Source organism: Flavobacterium qiangtangense (genome assembly GCF_042658345.1).
Taxonomy (GTDB): Bacteria; Bacteroidota; Bacteroidia; order Flavobacteriales; family Flavobacteriaceae; genus Flavobacterium; species Flavobacterium qiangtangense.
Genome location: NZ_JBHSQB010000004.1, coordinates 345,902 through 370,778, shown reverse-complemented (window position 1 = coordinate 370,778; position 24,877 = coordinate 345,902). Strand labels below are relative to the sequence as shown.

The 24,877-nt window shown below is 35.3% G+C and carries 18 protein-coding genes and 3 tRNA genes; 11 read left to right on the top strand and 10 right to left on the bottom strand.

Features of this window, described 5'->3' with window-relative positions; all coding sequences use genetic code 11:
* Positions 1-15 precede the first annotated feature (15 nt).
* Together ACFPVY_RS04795 and ACFPVY_RS04790 are read left to right on the top strand one after the other, a co-directional pair.
* Entirely contained in the window at positions 16-2,766 is a 2,751-nt protein-coding gene (locus ACFPVY_RS04795; RefSeq protein WP_379790664.1) for a putative LPS assembly protein LptD, read from the top strand.
* A gap of 11 nt (positions 2,767-2,777) precedes the next feature.
* Complete coding sequence (locus ACFPVY_RS04790; protein WP_379790662.1) at positions 2,778-3,158, top strand: RidA family protein; 381 nt, start codon at positions 2,778-2,780, stop codon at positions 3,156-3,158.
* A 126-nt stretch (positions 3,159-3,284) separates the two neighbouring features.
* Here ACFPVY_RS04790 and ACFPVY_RS04785 read toward each other — a convergent pair whose 3' ends face one another.
* The 4 genes from ACFPVY_RS04785 to ACFPVY_RS04770 all read right to left on the bottom strand — a co-directional run bounded on the left by ACFPVY_RS04785 (position 3,285) and on the right by ACFPVY_RS04770 (position 11,108).
* The gene (locus ACFPVY_RS04785) at positions 3,285-4,133 is read right to left on the bottom strand and encodes a BadF/BadG/BcrA/BcrD ATPase family protein (RefSeq protein WP_379790660.1); all 849 of its coding nucleotides are present in this window, start codon (positions 4,131-4,133) and stop codon (positions 3,285-3,287) included.
* A 285-nt stretch (positions 4,134-4,418) separates the two neighbouring features.
* The gene (gene gap / locus ACFPVY_RS04780) at positions 4,419-5,420 is read right to left on the bottom strand and encodes a type I glyceraldehyde-3-phosphate dehydrogenase (protein ID WP_379790658.1); all 1,002 of its coding nucleotides are present in this window, start codon (positions 5,418-5,420) and stop codon (positions 4,419-4,421) included.
* A 94-nt stretch (positions 5,421-5,514) separates the two neighbouring features.
* Positions 5,515-6,501, bottom strand: a complete 987-nt coding sequence (pfkA, locus tag ACFPVY_RS04775) for a 6-phosphofructokinase (protein WP_379790656.1) — start codon at positions 6,499-6,501, stop codon at positions 5,515-5,517.
* 176 nt (positions 6,502-6,677) lie between these two features.
* Positions 6,678-11,108, bottom strand: a complete 4,431-nt coding sequence (locus ACFPVY_RS04770) for a translocation/assembly module TamB domain-containing protein (protein WP_379790654.1) — start codon at positions 11,106-11,108, stop codon at positions 6,678-6,680.
* 106 nt (positions 11,109-11,214) lie between these two features.
* Between ACFPVY_RS04770 and tsaD the strand changes: the two genes are divergently transcribed.
* From tsaD to ACFPVY_RS04740, 6 genes are all read left to right on the top strand, one after another.
* On the top strand, positions 11,215-12,237 hold the full coding sequence (tsaD, locus tag ACFPVY_RS04765) for a tRNA (adenosine(37)-N6)-threonylcarbamoyltransferase complex transferase subunit TsaD (protein WP_379790652.1): 1,023 nt from the start codon (positions 11,215-11,217) through the stop codon (positions 12,235-12,237).
* Between the two features lie 2 nt (positions 12,238-12,239).
* Positions 12,240-12,944 (top strand): 16S rRNA (uracil(1498)-N(3))-methyltransferase, encoded by a 705-nt coding sequence (locus ACFPVY_RS04760; protein ID WP_379790650.1) that lies wholly within the window; start codon positions 12,240-12,242, stop codon positions 12,942-12,944.
* 4 nt (positions 12,945-12,948) lie between these two features.
* Positions 12,949-13,590 (top strand): DUF4159 domain-containing protein, encoded by a 642-nt coding sequence (locus ACFPVY_RS04755; protein WP_379790648.1) that lies wholly within the window; start codon positions 12,949-12,951, stop codon positions 13,588-13,590.
* A 110-nt stretch (positions 13,591-13,700) separates the two neighbouring features.
* Positions 13,701-14,792: an AI-2E family transporter gene (locus ACFPVY_RS04750; protein WP_379790646.1), complete on the top strand. Its 1,092-nt coding sequence runs from the start codon at positions 13,701-13,703 to the stop codon at positions 14,790-14,792.
* A 1-nt stretch (position 14,793) separates the two neighbouring features.
* Positions 14,794-15,978 carry a THUMP-like domain-containing protein gene (locus ACFPVY_RS04745; protein WP_379790645.1) on the top strand — a complete coding sequence of 395 codons (1,185 nt, stop codon included), beginning with the start codon at positions 14,794-14,796 and terminating at the stop codon, positions 15,976-15,978.
* Positions 15,978-16,550, top strand: a complete 573-nt coding sequence (locus ACFPVY_RS04740) for a hypothetical protein (protein ID WP_379790643.1) — start codon at positions 15,978-15,980, stop codon at positions 16,548-16,550. The genes ACFPVY_RS04745 and ACFPVY_RS04740 overlap by 1 nt, the downstream gene beginning before the upstream one ends.
* On the opposite strand, the gene ddpX is transcribed toward ACFPVY_RS04740, so the two are convergent.
* On the bottom strand, positions 16,551-17,249 hold the full coding sequence (gene ddpX / locus ACFPVY_RS04735; RefSeq protein ID WP_379790641.1) for a D-alanyl-D-alanine dipeptidase: 699 nt from the start codon (positions 17,247-17,249) through the stop codon (positions 16,551-16,553).
* Between the two features lie 88 nt (positions 17,250-17,337).
* Between ddpX and ACFPVY_RS04730 the strand changes: the two genes are divergently transcribed.
* A complete protein-coding gene (locus tag ACFPVY_RS04730; RefSeq protein ID WP_379790639.1) occupies positions 17,338-17,697 on the top strand; it encodes a hypothetical protein in 360 nt (119 codons plus the stop codon).
* Between the two features lie 311 nt (positions 17,698-18,008).
* Here the strand turns inward: ACFPVY_RS04730 and ACFPVY_RS04725 are convergent.
* The 3 genes from ACFPVY_RS04725 to ACFPVY_RS04715 form a co-directional block, all read right to left on the bottom strand.
* A tRNA-Arg gene (locus tag ACFPVY_RS04725) sits at positions 18,009-18,082 on the bottom strand.
* A 38-nt stretch (positions 18,083-18,120) separates the two neighbouring features.
* Positions 18,121-18,195, bottom strand: a tRNA-Pro gene (locus tag ACFPVY_RS04720).
* A gap of 15 nt (positions 18,196-18,210) precedes the next feature.
* Positions 18,211-18,297, bottom strand: a tRNA-Ser gene (locus tag ACFPVY_RS04715).
* Positions 18,298-18,672: 375 nt separating this feature from the next.
* Here ACFPVY_RS04715 and ACFPVY_RS04710 point away from each other — a divergent pair.
* Together ACFPVY_RS04710 and ACFPVY_RS04705 are read left to right on the top strand one after the other, a co-directional pair.
* Positions 18,673-19,851 carry an acetyl-CoA C-acyltransferase gene (locus tag ACFPVY_RS04710; RefSeq protein WP_379790637.1) on the top strand — a complete coding sequence of 393 codons (1,179 nt, stop codon included), beginning with the start codon at positions 18,673-18,675 and terminating at the stop codon, positions 19,849-19,851.
* 99 nt (positions 19,852-19,950) lie between these two features.
* Entirely contained in the window at positions 19,951-20,712 is a 762-nt protein-coding gene (locus ACFPVY_RS04705) for a C40 family peptidase (RefSeq protein WP_379790636.1), read from the top strand.
* A 58-nt stretch (positions 20,713-20,770) separates the two neighbouring features.
* On the opposite strand, the gene ACFPVY_RS04700 is transcribed toward ACFPVY_RS04705, so the two are convergent.
* Together ACFPVY_RS04700 and gyrA are read right to left on the bottom strand one after the other, a co-directional pair.
* On the bottom strand, positions 20,771-22,096 hold the full coding sequence (locus ACFPVY_RS04700; protein WP_379790634.1) for a tetratricopeptide repeat protein: 1,326 nt from the start codon (positions 22,094-22,096) through the stop codon (positions 20,771-20,773).
* A 16-nt stretch (positions 22,097-22,112) separates the two neighbouring features.
* Positions 22,113-24,692, bottom strand: coding sequence for a DNA gyrase subunit A (gene gyrA, locus ACFPVY_RS04695; protein WP_379790632.1), 2,580 nt, complete (start codon positions 24,690-24,692; stop codon positions 22,113-22,115).
* Positions 24,693-24,877 lie beyond the last annotated feature (185 nt).

Below are 24,877 nucleotides of genomic sequence, written 5' to 3'. Positions count from 1 at the left end.
AAAATATATGTAAGTTTGGCACGTCAAAAAGTGAGCCATATTTTTACAAAAATAGTATTTAAACCTTTGCGTACAAACTTATTTCATATCGTTTTATCAGCAATTTTCCTAACATTGGGAAGTGCGACACTTTATTCTCAAGAAGGAAGAAACAGAACTATCACAGTACCTGTTGAAAAACAGCCAACTAAGCCTTCAGACACGGCTTTTCAGACTGTAAATGTTGCTGATATTTTAATTCCAAAAGATTCTACAAAAATTGATTCGCTAAAGCCTAAAAAAAATCTTTTAGAAGGAATTGTAAAGCGAAAAGCAGTTGATTATGAAAAGATGGATCAGAAGAAAAAACTTTTGACACTTTACAACCAAGCCGAGCTTTATTACCAAGATTTTGAGCTAAAAGCGGGAGTGATTGTAATGGATTATTCTAAGAATGAAGTCTATGCAGGACGTTTCAAAGATTCTTTAGGTAACTACTCACAAAGACCTGTATTTAAACAAGGTAGCAATGTAATAGAACCCGATTCTATTCGGTTTAACACCAAGACAAAAAAGGCTTTAGTTTGGAATTCAAGAACCAAACAGGGCGAGATGAATATTATCGCCGAAACAACCAAAAAGATAAACGATTCTGTTTATTATATGGCGAAAGCCAAATTGACAACGTCAAAAGATATTGACAATCCTGAATATTATTTTTACGTAAGAAAGCTGAAATTTGTTCCAGGAAAAAAAGTGGTTGTTGGTCTGACAAATTTGGTAATCGCAGACGTTCCAGTACCTCTTGGTGTGCCGTTTGCGTTTTTTCCGATGTCAAATAAATCGACTTCTGGATTAATTTTGCCTTCGCCAAATGATTCAAACCGACAAGGATTTTCATTGCAAAACGGTGGACTTTACTTGGCTTTGTCTGATAATTATGATTTGGCAATCGTTGGAGATTATTACACAAATGGAAGTTATGCCATGCGTTTTGAGTCTAGTTATGGTGCACGATACAAATATAGAGGTAACGTAAATGTTCGTTTTGAAAATCAAATTCAAAGCGAAAGAGGTTTTCCAGATTATGCAAAATCTTCTCAATATAATATTCAATGGTCGCATTCTCAAGATGCAAAATCGAGTCCGAATTCAAGATTTTCTGCCTCTGTCAACTTAGGAAGCAGTAAATATTATCAGCAAACCATGAATCAATCAAATATTGGTTCGGCTTTAAATAACACTTTAAGTTCATCGGTTTCTTATTCAAAAACTTTTAATACTGTCCCGCAGGTAAATATGTCGATTACTGCGACACATTCTCAAAATACAGGAACAGAAACTATAAACATGACACTTCCTACTTTTCAGGCAAGTGTTGATAGAATTTATTTATTTGCTTCTGAAGATGAGCCGAAAAAAGGATTTATCAAAAATTTAAACTTACAATATAATATTAATGCCCAAAACCAAATTACTACAAACGACTCGTTATTCTTTAAACCTCAGATGTTTAGAGATGCGAAAATTGGTTTTCAGCACAGCATTCCATTAAGCACAAACTTTAAGGTTTTCAAATATTTTAGTGTAAGTACCGGGATGAATTATGAGGAAGTTTGGGCTTTAAAAACACTCGAAAAACGATATAACTACGCTGAAAGCAAATTAGATACAATTATTAATAATGGTTTTGACGCTTATAGAACTTATAGCTTTTCGAGTTCTGTTGGTACGACAATCTATGGAACTTTTAATTTTGGAGAAGATAAAAGGATTCAAGCAATCAGACATTTGATTAAACCCGCTGTATCTTATTCGTATCGTCCAAGTTTCGAAAAATATTATGACACATACGATCCTGACGGAAGCGGGACGATGTTAAAAGATTATTCACGTTTTGAAAACGGAATATATGGAGCTCCTGGAAAAAATATGTCGAACACTGTAGGATTCTCGTTGAACAATACGTTTGAGGCAAAAGTTACCGATCGAGATAGTACCAAAACAGAAGCAAAAAAGGTGATGCTTTTAAACAGCTTGAACTTTTCTACGTCGTATAATTTAAACGCCGATTCGTTAAAACTAGCGCCGATTCGAGTTTCTGCCGGAACCGTTTTGTTCAAAGACAAGATGAACATCAATTTTGCCGCTACTCTGAATCCGTATGCTTTAGATAATGCAAACAGAACAATTGAAAAATGGAATATCGATAACGGCGGAAGCTTGTTTAGAATGACAAGTGCAAACGTTACCATCAACTATTCGTTTTCGAGTACTGACGGCGCGAACAAAAAAGACCAATCTGATCCATTAAAAAATCAAAGTTTAAGAAACGGTGGTCGTGATGATGATTTGTTTGGTACAGCAAGAGATCTTGGAGACAACCGAACGAGCCAATTTAACGATGACGATATTGAGAAAGCTGAAGAAAATTCAAGTTTTTATAATGCTGTGATTCCGTGGGATGTTCGCCTTGCCTACTCGCTTACTTATGGAAATGAGCAACGACAAAGCGCAATAACGAGTAATTCATTGATGGTTTCGGGTAATATTGATTTGACGCCAAGATGGAAAGTGGGTGTGTCAACAGGTTATGATTTTGTGCAAGACGGTGTTACTTTTACGCAGCTTCGTTTTGAAAGAGATTTGTTGAGCTGGAGAATGGATTTCAACTGGGTTCCTATTGGAAATTATACGTCTTGGGGATTCTTTATTGGAATCAAGTCTTCTGTGTTGAGCGACATCAAATGGGACAAGAGAAACCAACCAAACAGAACTTTACGTTAATAAATTTAGTTATGAAAAAAATAATTTTTACAGAAAAAGCTCCTGCTCCAATTGGCCCATATAATCAAGCGGTTGCTTTTGGAAACACACTTTTTACTTCTGGTCAAATTGCTTTACATCCGGAAACGGGAGAATTGGTTTTAGACGATATCGAAACTGAAACCAAACAAGTAATGGAAAATATGAAAGCAGTTCTTGAAGAAGCCGGAATGACGTTTGAAAACGTAATCAAGACTTCAATCTTCATCATGGACATGAACAACTTTGCGAAAATAAACACCGTTTATGGAAGCTATTTTGACGAAAAAACGGCACCAGCGAGAGAAACGGTTCAAGTTGCAGGTTTGCCAAAAAATGTAAACGTTGAGATTTCTATGATTGCAATGAAATAAACAGATTTCAATAAAATAAAAAAGGCTTTGTCAATGGTGATAAAGCCTTTTTTTTATGTCGGATTTTCTAAAAATGAAGCGTAAAAAAACCTGCGATAAAGCAGGTTTTTTATTTTTTACAAAGTATTAATTTACTCTGTGATATTCAATCAAACCATCAATTGGACGACGTAAAACGTTTCCTAAGATTAGTCCGTTTTGTTCAAGGACAATTTTTAGTTCTTCTTTTAAGTAAAATGCAATTGAACCCACAAAATGTACCGGAATTTCGCGACAATTTTCAAACTGGGTGATGTAATTATCCACGAATTTTTGCATTGCTTTCTTCACAAATACATTGATGAAAACATCATCCTTATGTTTGATCAAAAACTTGGCGAAAGTGGCCAAATATGCGTTTGGATTTGGTTCTTTGTATAAATGATGCTTGATAACATCTGGATCAAGATCGTATTCTTTTTCAAATTCTTCGGCCAAGTGTTTTGGCATTTTTCCGAAGTGGTACGCACGAATTAATGAACGTCCGAAACGGTTTCCTGAACAATCATCCATCGCCATGTATCCAAGAGATTGGATTTTTTGGTGTAATTCTTCTCCGTCAAAATAACTGCAGTTTGAACCTGTTCCAAGGATTGAAATGATTGATTTTTCATTATTTGGATTGGTTGCATAAGCTGCCGCATACGTATCTTCTTTTACAACGATTTCCGCATTTGGAAAAAATTCTTTGAAGATGTCTGCCAAAAAGTTTTTCATTCTGTCTGTGCCACAACCCGCTCCGTAGAAAAAAAGATGTGTTACTGCTTTTCTATTTTGATAAATATCAAAGCGGTCTTCCAGGCGGTCAAGTACTTCTTTTTTATCTAAAACTTCAGGATTTAATCCTAAAGATTGTGTGGTAAACAGTTTATTGCCATTATCGTCTAATGCAATCCAATCTGCTTTTGTGGAACCACTGTCTACTAATAGTTTCATTTGGATTTTTGATTTAGGATTTAGACTTGAGATTTTTATCTCAAATCTAAAAAACTATATTAGTTTTTTTGTTAGTTTGTTTGATTTCTATTGGCGAAAATGGTTTAAAAAACGCCGAAAGATTGTATTCTAGCCCCGATTGCAGTGAAAATCCTTTTATTTTTTTTCTTTAAAAAAATAAAAGATTGTAACGGAAAGCGGGAATATGGCTTAAAAAAATCTTTGTGTTTGGCTTCAAATAAAAAAGTCCCGCCACAGGTTAATGACGGGACAAATTATTATAAATTACAATTGTGCAATATGTACAGATAAATCAATCAATTTGCTTGAATATCCGTATTCGTTATCATACCAAGATACAATTTTGAAGAAGTTTGAATTTAAACCAATTCCTGCGGTTGCATCAACGATTGAAGTTCTTTTGTCTGAGATAAAGTCTTGAGAAACAACAGCGTCTTCAGTGTATCCTAAGATTCCTTTTAATTCGTTTTCTGAAGACTTTTTAAGTACTGCCATAATTTCTTCGTAAGAAGTTTCTTTGGCAACTTTTACTGTTAAATCTACTACAGAAACGTCAGCCGTTGGAACACGGAAAGACATTCCTGTTAATTTTCCATTCAAGGCAGGAATTACTTTTCCAACTGCTTTTGCAGCACCTGTTGAAGATGGAATAATGTTGATTGCTGCTGCACGTCCGCCTCTCCAGTCTTTTCTTGAAGGTCCGTCAGCAGTCATTTGAGTTGAAGTTGTTGCGTGAACTGTTGTCATCAAACCTTCAACGATTTCAAAGTTATCGTGAATTACTTTTGCCAATGGCGCCAAGCAGTTTGTGGTACAAGATGCGTTTGAAACTACTAAATCTGTAGCTTTAGCTTCTGTATGGTTTACTCCCATTACAAACATTGGAGCGTCTGCAGATGGAGCAGAAATGATCACTTTTTTAGCACCACCTTTGATGTGTTCGTTTGCCGTTTCGATAGTTGTGAAAATACCTGTACATTCTGCAACTACGTCAACATCAACTTCGTTCCATTTTAAGTCAGCCGGATTTCTTTCTGCCGTGATACGGATATTTCTTCCGTTTACATATAATTTTCCTTCTTTTACTTCTACAGTTCCATTGAAACGACCGTGAACTGAATCATATTTTAATAAGTAAGCCAAGTGATCTACGTCTAATAAATCATTGATCGCTACTACTTCTACGTTATCTCTGTTGAAAGTTTCTCTGAAAACAATTCTTCCAATTCTTCCAAAACCGTTAATTCCTAATTTTACTTTTGACATTTTTTTACTTTGTTTAATCGTTTATTTGTTTTTTCGTTGAATCGTTTATCCAGCGAATCGAATTGACGATTGACCGAATTAACAATAAAACTTTCTATGTTGACATTATATCAGATACTCTCAATAATTCTCTGTCGATTGGATAATGACCTTTAATTGCTTGTTCTAAAGGCGTTAAAGTCACCACATCTTGATAGATTCCGACCATAAAGTTTGATTTTCCTTCTAAGATAGATTCCACAGCTTTAACTCCCAAACGGCTTGCCAAAACCCTGTCGAAGCAAGATGGCGCGCCACCTCTTTGCATGTGTCCTAAAACAGAAACACGAATATCATACTCTGGTAAATGTGACTCGATGTAATCTTTAAGTTCGAAAACATTCTTGCCCATTTTATCACCTTCAGCCACCACAACGATGCTTGAAGATTTACCCGAAGCTTTACTTTTTTGAAGTGATTCTAAAAGTCTGTCTAAACCTAAATCTTCTTCTGGAATCAAAATTTCTTCAGCTCCAGCACCGATTCCTGCGTTTAGCGCAATATGACCAGCGTCACGTCCCATCACTTCCACGAAGAAAAGACGGTTGTGCGAACTTGCCGTATCACGAATTTTATCGATACATTCGATTACAGTATTTAATGCAGTATCATACCCTAAAGTGTGGCTTGTTCCAAAGATATCATTGTCGATAGTTCCCGGAATTCCCATCACTGGAAAACCATATTCACTATTGAAGATTTCTGCACCGGTGAAACTTCCGTCTCCACCGATTACGACTAAAGCTTCTACTCCAACTTTATTTAAGTTGTCGAAGGCTTTTTTGCGTCCTTCTGGAGTCATAAACTCTTTCGAACGTGCCGATTTTAAGATCGTTCCTCCTTTATTAATGATATTATTTACTGAACGAGGTCCCATTTCTTTAAAATCGCCTTCAATCATACCTTGATAACCACGGTAAATCCCGACGCATTCAATTCCGTGGAAAGCACAGGTTCTTACAACAGAACGGATAGCCGCGTTCATCCCAGGAGAATCTCCTCCGGAAGTTAGTACGCCTATTTTTTTTATTGTTTTTGACATTTATTTGCTATTAATATTGTAAAATTAGCAAACATATATCACTTAACAGCACTGGTTTTTATTATTTTAAGAATTGCGGAGGGTTTCAAACGATTTCGTTAATAAGTTTTCTTGAATCGTATCGAAATGTTCATTAAATTAAAGGGATTTCAGAAAAAAACAGACTTAAAAATATGTTATTCTGATTCTGGAACGCGTTGTTGTTCGGTTTTAGGATTTTCTGGGCGTTTTCTTCGTTCTTGCGTCCATTGAATGAAATCTGGAGAAAGATCAGAATCTGGAACTTCATCAGAAGCGTTATTTTTCTCTTCTTGCGTTTTTATATTAAAGATTTTAAACCAAAGTTCGCGGAGAGTATCAAAATCGACCTCATACGAAACTCCAAGACCTTGGGTATAGCCAATTCCTTCTCCTATATAATTGATGTCGTTTTCACGATTAAACACACGAAGGTTTAAAGTTCCATCGTCATTCACTCGATATTTCACTTCCACGTTACCCACAATTACCGACTGGTTTACGCCACCAACAGGAACTCCAACTTTTCCATCAATGGAAATTCTATCAGAAAGTTGTGTGGTAATTGCAATTCCGAATTGGCTGTTGGTTTCTGCCGTCGGCGTTCTGTCGGCCATTTGATAATCTAAAGCCACGGTGAACTTACCATCCTCGTCTTGGAACAAATCATTAAATAAACCGCTTGCTCTTTCAAACAAACTTCCATAAACTGCTGTTCCTGCGTTATCCGCGCTCAAGAAATTTCCTGTTCCTAATAATGACAAAGCTTGGTTCACACGCGTATCTCGATCATCCAAACGTACTTGAAGTTCTGACTTTAAAACCGAACTCACCGTTGGGAAATTAATCGTGAAATCAGGCTCTGGATTCGTCAAGTTTCCTGTCAAATTGATGACTACTTCCACTGGAACTTTTCTGTTAAACGAAGCATTATCTTGCAAAACCGCTGGATTTGCCTGTGTTTTATAAACAGCATCGATGTTCAATCGGGCACGAATTGGGTCTCCATCCCAAGAAATATTACTTCCTTTTTTAACCGAGAATTTTTTATCAATAATTCCTCCGTATTTAAAATTGTATTCTCCTTCGGTTACGTCATACGTTCCAAACATATTGAATTTTCCGAGCGTACTAATTTCCAAACGAATATCTCCGTTTCCTTTTCCTTTTAAAGCGTGGCCTGTGTTTTTGTCGATGATAATCTCCACTTCCGCTTCTGGCGTAACTTTTAAATTAAACTGCAATTCAAGTCCGGCATTATTTACGACTGGTGCGATGATTCCTTTGTCTTGATTGTATTTTTCCTTCGGACTTAAAAAAGTGATAAACGAATTATTTCCAACTCCGGAAGCACTGCTAATCGGAATTTTAATATTTGTACCTTTTTTAGATTCGGCGTCCACCGTAATCAGCAAAGCATTTGTCGGACCTTTTAACGAGGCAGAACCTGCGATAAATGCGGTTCCATAATAAATGGCGTCGTCTGAATCTTTGGTGTCTAAAACCAACAAATTATCTGACTTTATATTCAAATCTAAAACCCAGTTTTTGAAATTTTGATGTTTGATACTTCCTGTCAAAAAGCCTTTGGTGCCGTTTTTTGTATCGGTCATTCGGGCGTCGTTAAAACGGAATTGATTTTCAGTCAAATCGACAATCGAGCGCTGATCAAATTCATAATCAACATTCAAATAAGGTACTTTTAAACCAACATTATCTAAAAATAATCGACCGTCAATTCTCGGATTTTTTAAGGTTCCGGCAAATCCTGCAGTTCCCGAAGCAAATCCACGAATCTTTGAAATCACGTTGCCTCCAAGCGGACTCAGCGCGCCAAGATTGAATTTATTAAATCTAAAATCTAAGTCAAAAATAGTTTCTTTATTCAAAATTCCGATATTTCCAGACGCGATGAAATTCTCCACGTTTTCATTCTCCAAAATAGAATTTACGCTGAAACGGTTCAGATTTTCATTTCCTTCAATATCCAAAGATAGATTTCCAAGCGAAATTTCATTGACGTGAAGACTGTCAATTGTGATGCCCGCGGAAGGTTGGTAAACATTCTTATTTTGCTTGAAATCAATTCGCCCATTCAGGTTTCCTGCAATTCGAAGGCTATCCATCGACGGAAGCAATTTGCCCAAACTCACGTCTTCAAAACTCAAATTGACATCTTTATAAGTACTGTCCCGAATAATTCCCTGAAGTTCCACACGCTGATTATCATGCGTCATCAAGATATTTTCGATTGAAAAATTCTTCAGTTTCTTATCAAACACAACGCGATTATCATTCGCGTCTTGCTCGTTTAAAAACCACATATAATCTTTGATATTTACCTGCGACTTTTTGATCCCAACAACGTTATTGTTTTTTTCGTCAATCGTATGGTAAATATTCAAATTATAAAAATCCTTATTGTCAACGCCACCTTTCATCTCGGTTCTAAAAAACAACGTATCTTCTAATTTTACCGAAATCGTACTAAAATCAGTAATTTTATATTTCTTTGTTCGAATGCTATCCATCTCAACATAAGCGTTATACAACGGATTTTGGTTATCAACTTCCAAAGAAACATTATCGAAATAATTTTCGTAAGCCTTAATTTCTGGCGAATTAAAATTCATCTTAAACTCCTTAGAATCAGATGTTATCCTTCCGGAAACGATGGTATTTGAACCCACAGAAACTTCTGGCAAGAAGATTTCAATCAACTTATTATAAATAGAAAGATTAAAATCTAAAAACTGTCCGGGCTTGACTTTGTTCGGGCGGTAATTGGTGTACAAACTTCCGATAGCATTTTCAACAATCTTCGGAACTTCTTTAAATTGGTATTTCCCAACAATTTTTCCTTGAATAATATCTGGCGAAGCGATTGAAATTGTTCTGATTCTATCGGCATCAAATCTTGATTGAACGGTAAAATCATCAAAGAAATAAGTGTCTTTTTCATTTTGGTATGAAGTCTGCGTAATCGCAATATCTCCGTACATATTATCCAAGCTATTTCCGGTAACTTGCATCGTAATGTCACCTTTAAACAACGAAATCGAATCTCTTTTAATCAATTTCAGCTTATTTAAATCGGCATAATCAATCAACGCGTGGAAATCATAACGATTTTCACGTTTGCTCAAATCAACCAAACCTTGAAAATCTAGTTTCAAATTTTCGTCATTAACCAAAACTTTTCCTTGAAATATTGGATTTTTAAAAGTTCCGTCAATATCAATATTTTTGTAATTGTAATTCATAAAGTTCAGGCTGAAAACCGTTCCCGAAACTTTTGTATTCAAATATTTTCTGGTAAAACCTTTTCCTTTCACTTCCAAATCTAACGTAGCAACGCCCAAATCCTTTTGTTTCAAGAATTTCCCGATGTTGAATTTATTGAAATTAATATTTCCAGAATAGGAAGCGTTGTCAATATTATCGATGTCGTACAATTCTAAAACTGTCGCCAGCTCACCAATATCGGTGGTCAAATATAAATCGGCTTTGACCGTGGTTTTCGTGACTTGCGCATTTCCGACCAAATCAAAATTTCCTAAATATTCTAAAGACGAAGGCAATTTCTCGCCCAAAATTCTAGGCAAAATCGTTTTTAAATTGGCATAATCTGAAGATAATTTCTTGAAATCGCCCTTAATCATAAAGGCATTTTTATCTGGATTGAAAAGATTTTTGAAATTAATATCGCCAACAATCTGCGATTTCTTATCCACAACCAATTTTAAATTTCTGGTAAAAAAATCATTCATTGTTCCACTTAAAATTGTAGAAAAATTAAATTTCTTGTTTTTTCCAAATTCATTGTAGAAAATATTGAGGTCATTTGTGGAAATCGAGGCAGAATCCACATCCACATCAAGGCGAACTTTGTTTACAAAATCAGCCAAACCGCCTTCTTTGTAAGTCAAAACTACGCTTCCTTTCAATGACGATTCTTTGGTCAGAAGATTTAATTCTTTAAGCAAAAGACTTTCTTTTGAATAGCTAAACTTTCCGTTTAAATCCTTGATAAACAAACCTCTGTGATCCATCATCGAAAGTTCTTTTATCTCGGTCGTGATGTCGCTTCCATAGATTTTAAACTTTCTAACGCGAGAATTCATCTTTGTAAAATCGATGCTGACTTTGTTGACCAAATTTTCATTGGTTACTTTGAAATGACTGGCATTCAAGTAAATATTATCAGCATTCAGTTGAAAAGGCTTGGTCGATTTTTTACCAGTATCAAATAATTTTACAAAAACATTAATGTTCGAATTCGTTTCGTCTTTGTAGGTTTTTAAGTTGAAAAACAATTTATCCGCATACAAATCTCCAAAAGCCAAATCGCCCGTTTTAAGCTTTTTAAAGCTCAAAATATTGGTTTTTATGGACATTGCAGAAATCAGCGTATCTTTGTGATGGTCCTTTATCAGTACATCACGGAGTTTTACAGTTAAAAAAACAGAGATGGCAACTTTGTCAACATAAATGTCTGTTCCATATTTTTCATTGAGAGATTCAGTGACATAATGCGCAATTTTTGTCTGAACAAAAGGTAGGGAAAGTGTAATGCCGAGTACCAGCAAAAGTAGGATTAAACCTAAAAAGGTTCGAAATACTATTTTTTTAAATTTTTTGATACTCTTAATTGTTTTATTTTTGTCAAATATAATTCAAAATCCGTGCCCTTCTATGGGAAATAATTCTCTTTTAATATTGGCCATTGAAAGTTCTTGCGATGATACTGCGGCAGCTGTGATGCAAGGCGATAAAGTCTTGTCAAATGTTGTTGCAAATCAAAGCATTCACGGCGAATATGGTGGCGTTGTTCCTGAATTGGCTTCGCGCGCGCACCAGCAAAATATCGTTCCAGTTATCGAAATGGCCATCCGTAAAGCAAATATCGACAAAAATCAGTTAAATGCAATAGCTTTTACACAAGGACCTGGACTTATGGGCTCACTTTTAGTAGGAAGTTCTTTTGCTAAATCACTAGCTTTGGCGTTGAAAATTCCGTTAATTGCTGTAAATCACATGCATGCGCATATTTTGGCTCATTTTATCGATGAAGAAGGATTTGAAAAACCTGAGTTTCCTTTTTTAGCGTTGACCATCAGTGGCGGACACACGCAAATTGTGAAAGTCAACGATTTTTTTGATATGGAAATTATCGGAGAAACTACTGATGATGCTGTTGGTGAAGCTTTTGACAAGAGTGCAAAAATCTTGGGACTTCCCTATCCTGGCGGACCTTTGGTCGATAAATATGCGCAATTGGGAAACCCGAAAACCTTTGTTTTTACAAAACCAAAAGTTCCGGGATTAGACTTCAGTTTCAGCGGATTGAAAACGGCAATTTTGTATTTTATCCAAAAACAAGTCAAAGAAAATCCGAATTTTATAGAGGAAAACCTGAACGATATTTGCGCTTCAATTCAATACACAATTATCCAGATTTTGATGGACAAACTGAAATTGGCCGTAAAAGAAACCGGAATCAAACGGATTGCGATTGGCGGTGGCGTTTCGGCAAATTCTGGAATCAGAAAAACGCTGAAAGAAGGCGAAGCAAAATATGGCTGGAAAACTTTTATTCCAAAATTTGAATACACAACGGATAATGCTGCGATGATCGGAATCGTGGGTTACCAAAAATATTTACACTCCAATTTTGAAGACAATTCAGTCGTTTCAAAAGCTAGAATCGAATTTTAATTATGCAATTATTTTACAATCCAGAAATTTCTGAAGACGCCGAAACCTTTTTTTTTGACAGAGAAGAAAGTAAACATATTATTAAAGTATTACGTAAAAAAGAAGGCGATAATTTATTTGTAACTAACGGTTTAGGATTTTTATTTAAAACAGAAATCACGCTTGCTTCTGATTCAAAATGTCAAGTAAAAATTGTTACTTCAGAAAAAGGAGAAGCTTTAAAATATCATTTGCATCTGGCAGTTGCGCCAACAAAAATGAACGACCGTTTTGAGTGGTTTTTAGAAAAAGCTACTGAAATTGGCGTTTCTGAAATCACTCCAATTATCTGCGATCATTCTGAAAGAAAAATAATTAAAACCGATCGTTTTGACAAGATAATTCAATCTGCGATGAAACAATCGTTGCATTATTATCTTCCGAAATTAAACGAACCGATTGCTTTTAAGGATTTTATAAAACAAGAAAACAAAGGCTTAAATTTAATTGCCCATTGCGAAGAAACTAATAAAAAATCGCTGAAAGCAGTGGTTCAGCCAAATCAAGATGCAACAATTTTAATTGGTCCCGAAGGTGATTTTTCTGAAAAAGAAATCAAATTGGCTCTAGAAAATAATTATCTTGCAGTAATGCTCGGAAATACAAGACTTCGCACAGAAACTGCTGCAGTTGTTGCTTGCCATAGCGTTGCTTTTATAAATGAATAAATTGATGAAAAAAATCTATTTTGCTCTGATTTTATTATTTTCTTTAGGAATAAATGCCCAAGAAATCGCTCTTTTGAAATACAATGGCGGTGGCGATTGGTATGGAAATCCAACAGCTTTGCCTAATTTGATCAAATTCTGCAATCAAAATATCAGTACAAAAATTACTTCGAAACCAGCGACCGTTGAACCCGGAAGTCCAGATTTACTTTCGTATCCTTTTATTCACATGACAGGCCACGGAAATGTGGTTTTCAGCGATTCAGAAATGATTAATCTCAGAAATTACTTGACTTCTGGAGGTTTTCTTCACATTGATGATAATTATGGAATGGACGAATATATTAGAAAAGAATTGAAAAAAGTGTTTCCAAATAATGCTTTGGTGGAAATTCCTGCAAATCACGCGATTTTTCAGAAACCTTATTCTTTTCCGGCTGGAATTCCAAAAATTCACGAACACGATAACAAGCGTCCGCAAGCATTTGGGATTTTTATCGAAAATCGATTGGCTTTGCTTTACACGTATGAAACCGATTTAGGCGACGGCTGGGAAGACCCAGAAGTTCATAATGACCCAAAGGAAGTTCGCGAAAAAGCACTGAAAATGGGCGCCAATATTGTTAATTATATTTTCAATAATTAATCTGATATTTTTTGAATTCTAGCAGTTTAGCCTCCAAGGAAAAATCTAATTTCTTAAAATTTTAGCTATACAGAATTTTTTGACTAAATTAGAGTAACAAAACTAAACTTATGGTAACCTCAAAAACAATCGGCAACGGAATTCTTCGTGCCTTAATTATTACGGCCGGAGCTTTGCTTCTCCTCTACATTTTATTTCTTATTCAGCCCGTTATTTACTTTCTTTTCATAGCTTTAATTGTAAGTATGATTGGAAGTCCGATTGTAAATTTTTTAGAAAAAAAATTAAAATTTAATCATATCGTTGCCGTTTTGGTCACGATGGTTTTCTTCATTTTGCTTTTAGCCGGATTTATAATGATGTTTGTGCCGCTGATCATTTCCCAAAGTGAAAATCTTTCTCTTTTAGACACGGGAAAACTTCAAAACGATTTAACTGAACTGGTTGACAAACTAAAAACTTACTTTTCAGATCATAATATTGACGCCGAAAACATGCTGAAAGAGTCAAATTTGGCGTCAAAATTAAACTTGAATTTTATCCCAAATTTCTTAAATGCAATATTAGGAACTCTAGGAAACATTGGGATGGCGATTGGTTCTATCATTTTTATCACCTTCTTTTTCTTGAAAGACAAGAAACTTTTTACGGTTAACGCAAAAAAAATATTGCCAGAAGGTCACGAAAGTAAAATCATCAATTCTTTTAGAAAAATCAACCATTTATTGAGCCGTTATTTCATCGGATTGATTGGTCAAGTAACAATTTTGTTTATTATGTACTTAATTGTTTTACTGGTTTTTGGCGTAGAAAACGCTTTTATTATCGCCTTTATTACAGCATTATTAAACATTATTCCATACATTGGACCGCTGATTGCCACGGCTTTAGTTGCTATTTTAACGATGCTTGGTCACATGGATCCGCAGTCTCAAGGCGAAATGCTTTCAACAACTTTATATGTTTTGATTGGATATTCTGTCGCGCAAATCATTGATAATAACGTAACTACACCTTTGATTTTTTCAAATAGCGTCAATTCACATCCGTTGGAAATTTTTATCGTAATTTTGGCGAGTGGTTTTCTTTTTGGCGTCTTAGGAATGATCGTTGCCGTTCCGCTTTACACGATTGCCAAAGTTGTTGCCAAGGAATTTTTTCCAGAAAACCCAGTCGTAAAAGTACTAACCAGAGGAATTTAAGTTGACTTCAGAAATTTTAAGACCAGAAATACAAGAATTTATAAACGCCAATATTCACAGCGATGTGGCAAAATTGGCGTTCAAAAAAAATCCTTTTCCAGAAATTGATTTTGCAGTGATTTTAAACCAAATTACTGCAAAATCAAAATCGGAAAACAAACTTCCTACTTGGTTCCAAACCGAAAATATCATTTATCCTTCAAAGATTTCTGTTGAGCAAACTTCTTCTGAAAAAACGGCTTTACACAAATCTGAAATTATTTCTGGCGAAAGCTTAATCGATTTAACCGGAGGTTTTGGCGTGGACGATTATTATTTTTCAAAGCAATTCAAATCGGTGGTTCACTGCGAAATGAATTATGAATTATCAGATATCGTCAACCATAATTTTCAACAACTAAAAGCAGAAAATATAAAATGTTTTGCGGGCGACAGTTTTGAGATATTAAAAAATTTAAACCGAAAATTCGATTGGATTTACATCGACCCTTCACGTAGAAGCGATGCAAAAGGCAAAGTTTTTATGCTGAAAGATTGCTTGCCAAATGTTCCAGAATTATTAGAAACTTATTTCAAATATTCTGAAAATATATTAATCAAAACCGCTCCCATTTTAGATATTTCTGCAGGTTTAATTGAACTTTCAGACGTAAAGACGATTCATATTGTTGCTTTAGAAAACGAAGTAAAAGAATTGCTTTGGGAAATCAAAAAAGGACATTCTGGTTCAATTGAGATAAAAACGGCCAATCTTTTAAAGGAGAAAACTGAAAAACTAGATTTTGATTTAAGCCAAGAATATTACGCAAATTTGGGGCTTCCAAAGAAATACATTTACGAACCAAACAGCGCTGTAATGAAATCTGGCGCCTTTGATGCAGTCAGCTCCTTGTTTGAAATCGACAAATTACACGGAAATTCGCACCTTTATACTTCAGAAGAAATTATTGATTTTCCTGGAAGAACATTTCAAATTCAGCAACTAATTCCTTACGCAAAAACCGAAATGAAAGCTTTTCTCCAAAATAAAAAAGCAAATATCACAGTGAGAAATTTTCCGGAAACGGTTGAAAACATTAGAAAAAAGTGGAAAATTTCAGATGGAGGAAATCAATACTGTTTTTTTACCACAGATTTGAATAATGACAAAATTGTATTACTTTGCACCAAAATAAAAACAGAATAATGAAACGATTGCTTTTAGTTGCCTTTTTAATGATTCAAGCCGGATTATTTGCCCAAAAAGATTGTGAATTCGGAACCAGTTTTACCGATTCTATCGGAAGTTATAAAGAAACAAAGCAAAAAATTATTTACGAAAAAGTCTTCGCCGGAAGTTCTAATAATATTTTCTTTTCACTTGTCAATGCTGGCGGAACTCCCGCTTTAAATTTTCAAAACATCCAAAGAAGTAAAGATTTTATGAAGGCAACGTGTTTTGACAGCGCTTCAAAAGTGTACTTGCAACTAGAAAACGGAAAGATTTTGACCATGCTTATTTCTGAAGAAGGAAATTGTGGCGCCACAGTTCGCGATGAAAAAACGGGCGCTTCCGTTCGAGTTACATCAGCAACTTTTCTATTCATGAAAAATTCAATTGAAGAATTGAAAAAATCTCCCGTTTCTTACATCAGAATAAAATATGCATCTGAAATGGTTGATTATATCATGAAAAAAGAAATGATTTCTGAATTGAACGGAGAAACTTCGTTTCCGCAAAATTTCTTCATCGATTACTTAAAATGTATCGAAGAATAATTATTTTTTACAATCCCAAGTAAAATTTGAAACCGGCATTGTTGAAGCATTTGCTAAATTGTAGTGCCACCATTCAGAAGCAAAAGTTTTAAAACCACTTTTTTGCATAATTGTTTTCAGCAACTTTCGGTTGGCGATAACTTCTGCAGATAGATTTTTATAATCGTGTGCCGCTTCTGGTCCAAAATGATCAAAAGAAGTACCCATATCCAGCTCGTTTCCGCTATAATCAGTTAGCGTAATATCAACAGCGCCGCCTCTGTTATGGATTGAACCCTTTGCCGGATCGGCCACATACGTAGGATTATTCACAATCGCCCACATCTTTTTTTGAACATCTAAAGGTCGGTAACAATCATATACTTTAATTTTATAGCCAAGTTTTACAAACTCCTGATTTGCTTTCATGAGCGCCTTCACAGTCTTCAATCTCAAATAACATTCTGGGCAATCATACACTTGAGTTTTCAGAAAATTGTCAGCGGTCGCATATTTCATATCATAAAAGAAGTCTTTTCCATATTCTTTTAAGTTCACAAAAGTAGTGTCGCTCAAGTTCATTTTTGCAGCGTCAAGCAACGTTGCATTCTCCTCAATATAATTTGTATTTGACAATAAAGCATCACTATAAACAGCTTCTTTTGGGTTTTTGCAAGCCGTTAAAAAAGTTAGGCACAATATTAGCAATGAGTATTTCATAATTATCAAATGTTTAATTTATAAATGCAAATCTATGTATTTGTATTAATTAATTTACTAATTTTAATTCAATTTAAAAACAAGAACCATGAAAAAATTTATCGCTTTAGGAATAGCATTATTATCCTTCGGATTTGCAAATGCGCAAGAAACTACCGTTAAGAAAACAAAAACTACTGTAGAACAAAAAACGGCAAAAGCCAAAACAGAAACAAAACAAGCGGCGAAAAAAGCAGAAACCAAAGCAGACGTGGCAGCAACTTCAGCTAAAAAAGACGTAGCAAAAGCCAAAGATAAAGCGGTAACTTCAAAATCTGAAGCTAAAGTTTCCGGTGCTGACAAAGCTTCTGGTGAAATGTACAACGGTAAAAAAGTGTACACAGGACCAAAAGGCGGGAAATATTACATTAACAAAAACGGAAATAAAACCTATATTGATCAGAAATAATACTTTTAACTAAAATAAAAATTCCCAATTGCTTCGTTGTAATTGGGATTTTTTTTTGCAGCCAAACCACCGAATTTTTTAAATGTAATTCCTGCTGGATGCACTATCTTTTTCGCTGAACCCCAGCGAAAAAAGGATAGTCACAACCATCAGGGCTATTTTCAAACGTTTAGGCATTCTTTAAACCCTGAACTACGTTGCCGATGTTAATTGTGGTAAATCCGCAATTTTTCCGTGAATTTAGATTTTATCACTAAAAATGAAACTGAACAAAAACAAAAAAACCTCACTATTTCTAGTGAGGTTTTTCGTGAAGGCAGAAGGATTCGAACCTTCGACCGCCTGCTTAGAAGGCAGGTGCTCTATCCAGCTGAGCTATGCCTCCATTTATCTTTTAAAACTTAAATGGTAAAAGTTTTGTAGTCGGGGTGGCAGGATTCGAACCTGCGGCCTCCTGCTCCCAAAGCAGGCGCGATAACCGGGCTACGCTACACCCCGAATAGACAAAAAAAGCGGAGAGTAAGGGATTCGAACCCTTGGTACAGTTTCCCATACGCATGTTTAGCAAACATGTCCTTTCGGCCTCTCAGGCAACTCTCCTTAAATCACAAAGAACTTATCTCTTTTTGCGGTTGCAAACTTAAGGCAACATTCCATAAATAACAAGCTTTTTTCGGTTTTTTTTTACTTTTTTTTTACTTAAAATTAAAAAACATTAAGGTTCAACAATATACGAAAAATCTTTTTTTAATTAATCTAAAAATTCAGTCAGTTTTGCACCATTAAAATGTCATCTGAAAATACTGATAATAATTTCGACACTTAAATGATTAAATTTGCATTCAAACTATATCGTTTTAGTTGAATTAAATTATTAATTTTGCAACCGCTTACATTTGGATAAAATTTAAAAATTCATTTTCAAATCGCTCCAGATTAATTAAATTCGCAAAATAAACAAAGAACTAAACAATTATGAATAAAAAAGTAGTAATCGTAGCCGCAGCAAGAACTCCAATCGGAAGTTTTATGGGAGCACTTTCAACAGTTACTGCTCCACAATTAGGAGCCGTTGCAATTAAAGGTGCTTTAGAAAAAATAAATTTAGACCCAAAATTGGTTGATGAAGTTTATATGGGTAACGTAGTTCAAGCTGGCGTTGGGCAAGCTCCAGCACGTCAAGCAGCGCTTTTGGCAGGTTTGCCGAATACCGTAATTGCTACGACTGTAAACAAAGTTTGTGCTTCTGGAATGAAAGCTGTTGTGATGGGAGCGCAAGCAATCATCAGTGGCGACGCAGAAATCATCGTGGCTGGCGGTATGGAAAACATGAGCTTGATTCCGCATTATGTTCACTTGAGAAACGGTTACAAATTTGGTCCGGCTTCAATGGTTGACGGAATGCAAAAAGACGGCTTGACCGACGCATACGACAATAACGCAATGGGAGTTTGTGCTGATTTATGCGCAACAGAATATAAAATTTCAAGAGAAGATCAAGATAAGTTTGCTATTCAATCTTATGAGCGTTCTGCAAAAGCTTGGGACGCGGGAAAATTTGATAACGAAGTCGTTCCTGTTGCGGTTCCTCAAAGAAAAGGTGATCCGATTATGGTGACAAAAGACGAAGAATATACTAATGTAAAATTAGATAAAATTCCTTCGCTAAACGCCGTTTTCACAAAAGACGGAACTGTTACCGCTGCAAATGCTTCAACAATTAATGACGGCGCCGGAGCTGTTATTTTGATGAGTGAAGAAAAAGCACAATCTTTAGGTTTAAAACCTTTAGCTTACATTAAAAGTTATGCTGACGCTGCTCAAGAACCAAAATGGTTTACGACTTCGCCTGCAAAAGCACTTCCAAAAGCTTTGGATAAAGCAGGAATGTCAATTTCAGATGTAGATTTCTTCGAATTTAACGAAGCTTTCTCTGTTGTTGGTTTAGCAAATGCTCAAATCTTAGGTTTGGATAATGATAAAGTTAACGTGAATGGTGGCGCAGTTTCTCTTGGTCATCCACTTGGTTGTTCAGGTGTTAGAATTATCATTACTTTAATGAATGTTTTAGAGCAAAACAATGCAAAAATTGGAGCGGCTGCAATCTGTAACGGTGGCGGTGGCGCTTCTGCAATTGTGATTGAAAGAGCTTAAAAAATAAGCAGAAATATATTACTTAATGATGGATTTTGGATTTAAATGATTTTGTATCTTTAAATCCGGAATTCATCATTTAATTTAAAGCAATTCTCAATGTTTGGAATTTGTAATTTAGCCATTATACCTTTAAGATCAGAGCCTAGTGACAGAAGCGAAATTGTATCGCAAGTACTTTTTGGTGAACACTTTACAGTTTTGGAACAAAATAAACAGTGGTCCAGAATCAAGTTGCAATTTGACGAATATGAAGGCTGGGTTGACGAAAAACAATTCCAAAATATTACTGAAAATGAGTTCAATCAGCTGTCAAATGAAGCGATTATTTTAAACGCTGACTTGATCGAATACATTACTTCGCCCAGTAATTTGCTGTTGCCAATTCCGCTAGCTTCTTCCCTTTCCTTTTTAAGCAATCCTGGAATCAACAAAGGAAATTATGATTTCGAAGGAATGAAAATTAGTGGCTTGAAACCAAAATCTAATTTGGTAAATACCGCTTTTATGTATTTGAACGCACCTTATTTATGGGGCGGAAAAACTCCGTTTGGGATTGATTGTTCGGGTTTAACCCAAATGGTTTACAAATTAAACGGATATAAATTATTAAGAGATGCTTCTGAACAAGCTACGCAAGGTGAAGCGTTAAGTTTTATCGAAGAAAGTGAACCAGGAGATTTGGCCTTTTTTGATAACGAAGAAGGAAAAATAATTCACGTGGGAATTATAATGGATGACAATTACATCATTCACGCCAGTGGAAAAGTCAGAATTGACAGACTTGATCACCTTGGGATTTACAATGCAGAAACCAACAGACACACGCACAAACTTAGAGTTATCAAAAAAATTATATAAAAAAAATCCCGAATTAAAAATTCGGGATTTTTTGTTTTTATGTTATTTATATCTATTATTACATTTTTGCTTTCAAAGCTTTTGCTTCAGCAGTCATTTCAAGGTAATTGTAAACATTTAACAATGTTGAAGTCGCTGCGTCATTTTTAGGATCAATTTCAACGGCTTTTTGTAAAAAAGGCATTGCTTTTTTAAACATAGCTTCTCTTTTTGCCTGTAACGTTGCATACTTTTTATTATCATTCGCTGATGTTCCCAATTTTTTCATTTCCTCAACGATTGCTGTGTCTTCAGCCAATTCTAAACCTGCTAAATTTACATAAGAATCAACATTTTTTGGATCAATTTGAATTGCCTTTTTATAGTAATCAGCAGCCTCTTTCGGATTTGAAGTAGAAGAAATTACACCTAAATTATAATAGCTTACAGCAGAATTTGGATTTTTTTCCAAATCCTTTAAAACCAAAGTTTTGTAAGTTGCATAATCTTTCGTTTGAAGATATAAATTTGCTTCAGTAGTTGATAAAGATTCATCCTCTGGATTTGCAACTCTAGCTTCCGCAATTTGCTTTTTAGCTTCCTCGACTTTTCCTTGTTGCACCAAAATCAGAGCCATATTTTTATAAATTTCTCCCCTTTTTGACGGCTCTTTTTCATCTCTTGGAGTTGTATGCGTTCCGATTTTTACAGCATTGTCTCTTGAAGCTTTTGAATCAAAAAAGTCTTCGTTGTCATTCACCTTGCTTTTAGCAAAATAATTTGTTTTTTCTCCAGAAAAATTTACTTTTTTAAGTTCTCCAAAATACAATAACGCGGTATCATAATCTTTACCATTTATGGCATAATTGGCCGCGTAATATAGTTTTTCAGGATCTTTTTTATCTAAAAGATAAACACTGTGCAAAACCGAAGTAGCATCTGCATAACGCTTTTGCTCACCTAGACTAACCGCATAACTAACAATTGTCGGTTTAAATTGCCCTACCATTTCTTCAATTTCTTTGGTATAAACTTGTTTGCCTGATTTTTTTTCAAATTCAGTAACTCTTTCAGAATTTTTAGCCAAATCAGCAATTGAAGCTGGCGTGAAAAATTTCATTGCCGCTTGAGGATTTTTAGCGTTTTCTGGTTTTGCCATAGCTTCACTCATTTCCACAAACGGAACAAGAGATTTGTAAAAACCAAAATAAACTTGATCCGCTTCTGTCGAATTAGCAACCAATGGTTCTGCTTTTGCGACAGTTGATTTGTATTCTGCTACATCTTTTGCAGACGGAACATCTTTGTCATAAATCTTTTTAAGCGTTTTTAATTCGTCTTTCTGAGCAAATGTTGCACTTGAAATTAGAAAAGCTGACGCTAGCAATACATATTTACTTTTCATATATTATTGTTTAAAATTATTCTTCTGTATCTTCTTGTTCTTCTGAATCTTCAGCTTCTTCCGTTGTCCCTTCAACAATATCATCAGAAATTTCAGGATTTGAGATTGCTTCTACGTTTAAAACTTCTTCTCCGTCAACAGTTTCTTCGATAACCGCTTCCTCACGGATTACTTTTGTAACCGCAGCAATTGAATCGCTTCCTTTGATGTTGATAAGTCGAACTCCTTGCGTTGCTCTTCCCATAACTCTCAAGTCAGAAACTTCCATTCTAATTGTCAATCCAGACTTGTTGATAATCATCAAATCATCAGCATCAGTTACGCTATTGATAGAAATCAAATCTCCAGTTTTTTCAGTGATGCTTAATGTTTTCACACCTTTTCCACCTCTGTTTGTAATTCTGTAATCATCAAGAGAAGAACGTTTTCCGTATCCTTTTTCAGAAACAACAAGAATTTCGCTTTCCATATCATTTACAGAAACCATACCAACAACTTCATCTTTGTCATCTCTCAACGTAATTCCGCGAACTCCAGAAGCGCTTCTTCCCATCGGACGCGTTTTTCCTTCTTCGAAACGAACTAATTTTCCAGATTTAACAGCAATCAAAATTTGGCTTTCACCGTTGGTCAATTTTGCTTCTAATAATTCATCATCTTCCTTAATAGTAATAGCGGCGATTCCGTTTACTCTTGGACGAGAATATTGTTCCAATAAAGTCTTCTTCACTTGACCTTGTTTGGTAGCCATAATTACATAATGAGAATTGATGTAATCTTGGTTTTTCAAATCTTGGGTACAAATAAAGGCCTTTACTTTGTCATCGTTTTCAATATTGATCAAGTTCTGGATTGCTCTACCTTTTGAAGTTTTTGAACCTTCCGGAATTTCGTAAACGCGCATCCAGAAACATTTTCCTTTTTGGGTAAAGAACATCATATATTGGTGGTTTGTCGCCACAAATAAATGCTCTAAGAAATCTTGATCTCTTGTTCCAGCACTTTTTTGACCAACTCCTCCTCTATTCTGAGTTTTGTATTCAGAAAGATTTGTTCTTTTGATATAACCTGCATGCGAAATTGTAATTACTACGTTTTCATCGGCAATCAAATCTTCAATACTCACGTCACCGCCAGCATATTCAATTTGAGAACGACGCGCATCGCCATATTTATCTTTGATTTCAGTCAATTCTTCTTTAATCAAGTCCATTCTCATTTCCTTGCTTGCAAGCAATTCTCTCAAATGGTTGATTAATTTCATAATTTCTTCGTATTCAGCACGCAATTTATCTTGCTCAAGACCTGTTAGTTGTCTCAAACGCATTTCAACAATTGCTTTAGCTTGAATCTCAGAAAGTTTGAATCTTTCGATCAATTTCTCTCTCGCTTGATCCGCATTGCTTGAAGAACGAATCAATTGGATTACTTCGTCAATATTATCTGAAGCAATGATCAAACCTTCTAAAATGTGTGCTCTTTCTTCTGCTTTGCGCAATTCATATTGTGCTCTACGAACCACAACTTCGTGACGGTGTTCTACAAAATAATGAATCAATTCTTTTAGATTCAGCATTTGTGGTCTTCCTTTCACCAACGCAATATTGTTCACGCTGAAAGAAGATTGCAACTGCGTAAACTTATATAAGGTATTCAAAACTACATTTGGAACCGCGTCACGTCTCAAGATATACACGATACGCATACCGTTTCTATCTGATTCGTCACGAATGTTCGAAATACCGTCGATTTTCTTTTCATTAACCAAATCAGCTGTTTTCTTAATCATATCAGCTTTATTGACTTGGTACGGAATTTCAGTCACGATAATGCATTCTCTTCCGTCAACTTCTTCAAAGCCAACTTTTGCGCGCATTACGATTCTTCCTCTTCCGGTTTTAAACGCTTCACGAACGCCGTCATATCCATAAATAATACCTCCAGTTGGAAAATCCGGAGCCTTAATATGGTTCATCAATTCGTCAATTTCAATATCTTCATTGTCGATATAAGCAAGCGTTCCGTCGATAACTTCTGTCAAGTTGTGAGGCGCCATATTTGTTGCCATACCAACTGCAATTCCAGAAGCACCGTTTACTAACAAAACAGGAACTTTTGTAGGCATTACTTTAGGCTCTTCTAAAGTATCATCAAAGTTCAGCTGAAAATCAACTGTTTCTTTGTCAAGATCTGCCATAATTTCTTCAGAAATCTTGCGCATTCTAGCTTCCGTGTAACGCATCGCAGCCGGACTATCGCCATCGACAGACCCAAAGTTACCTTGACCATCCACTAAAAGATAACGCAAACTCCATTCTTGTGCCATACGAACCATCGCGTCATAAACTGACGTATCGCCGTGTGGGTGATATTTACCTAGAACCTCTCCAACAATTCTCGCAGATTTTTTGTGTGCTCTATTAGAAAAAACTCCTAATTCATACATACCATAAAGTACTCTTCTATGTACGGGTTTCAAACCATCTCTAACATCAGGAAGCGCTCTTGATACAATAACCGACATCGAATAATCGATGTAAGATGATTTCATCTCGTCTTCAATGTTAATAGGAATTAACTTTTCTCCTTCAGACATAAGTATTTATATTAAAAAATTATATTCGTTTCAAAACGTGCCAATATACGCATTTCCGAAGTTTTAGAGCGAATTTTTTAACACAATTTTCAGGGATTTATCAACAGATTTCTACTACCTTTCAGTTAATAAATATATTTCCATTTAATTTTTATTTCTGATTATTTTTTTGTCACTTAGCTGTC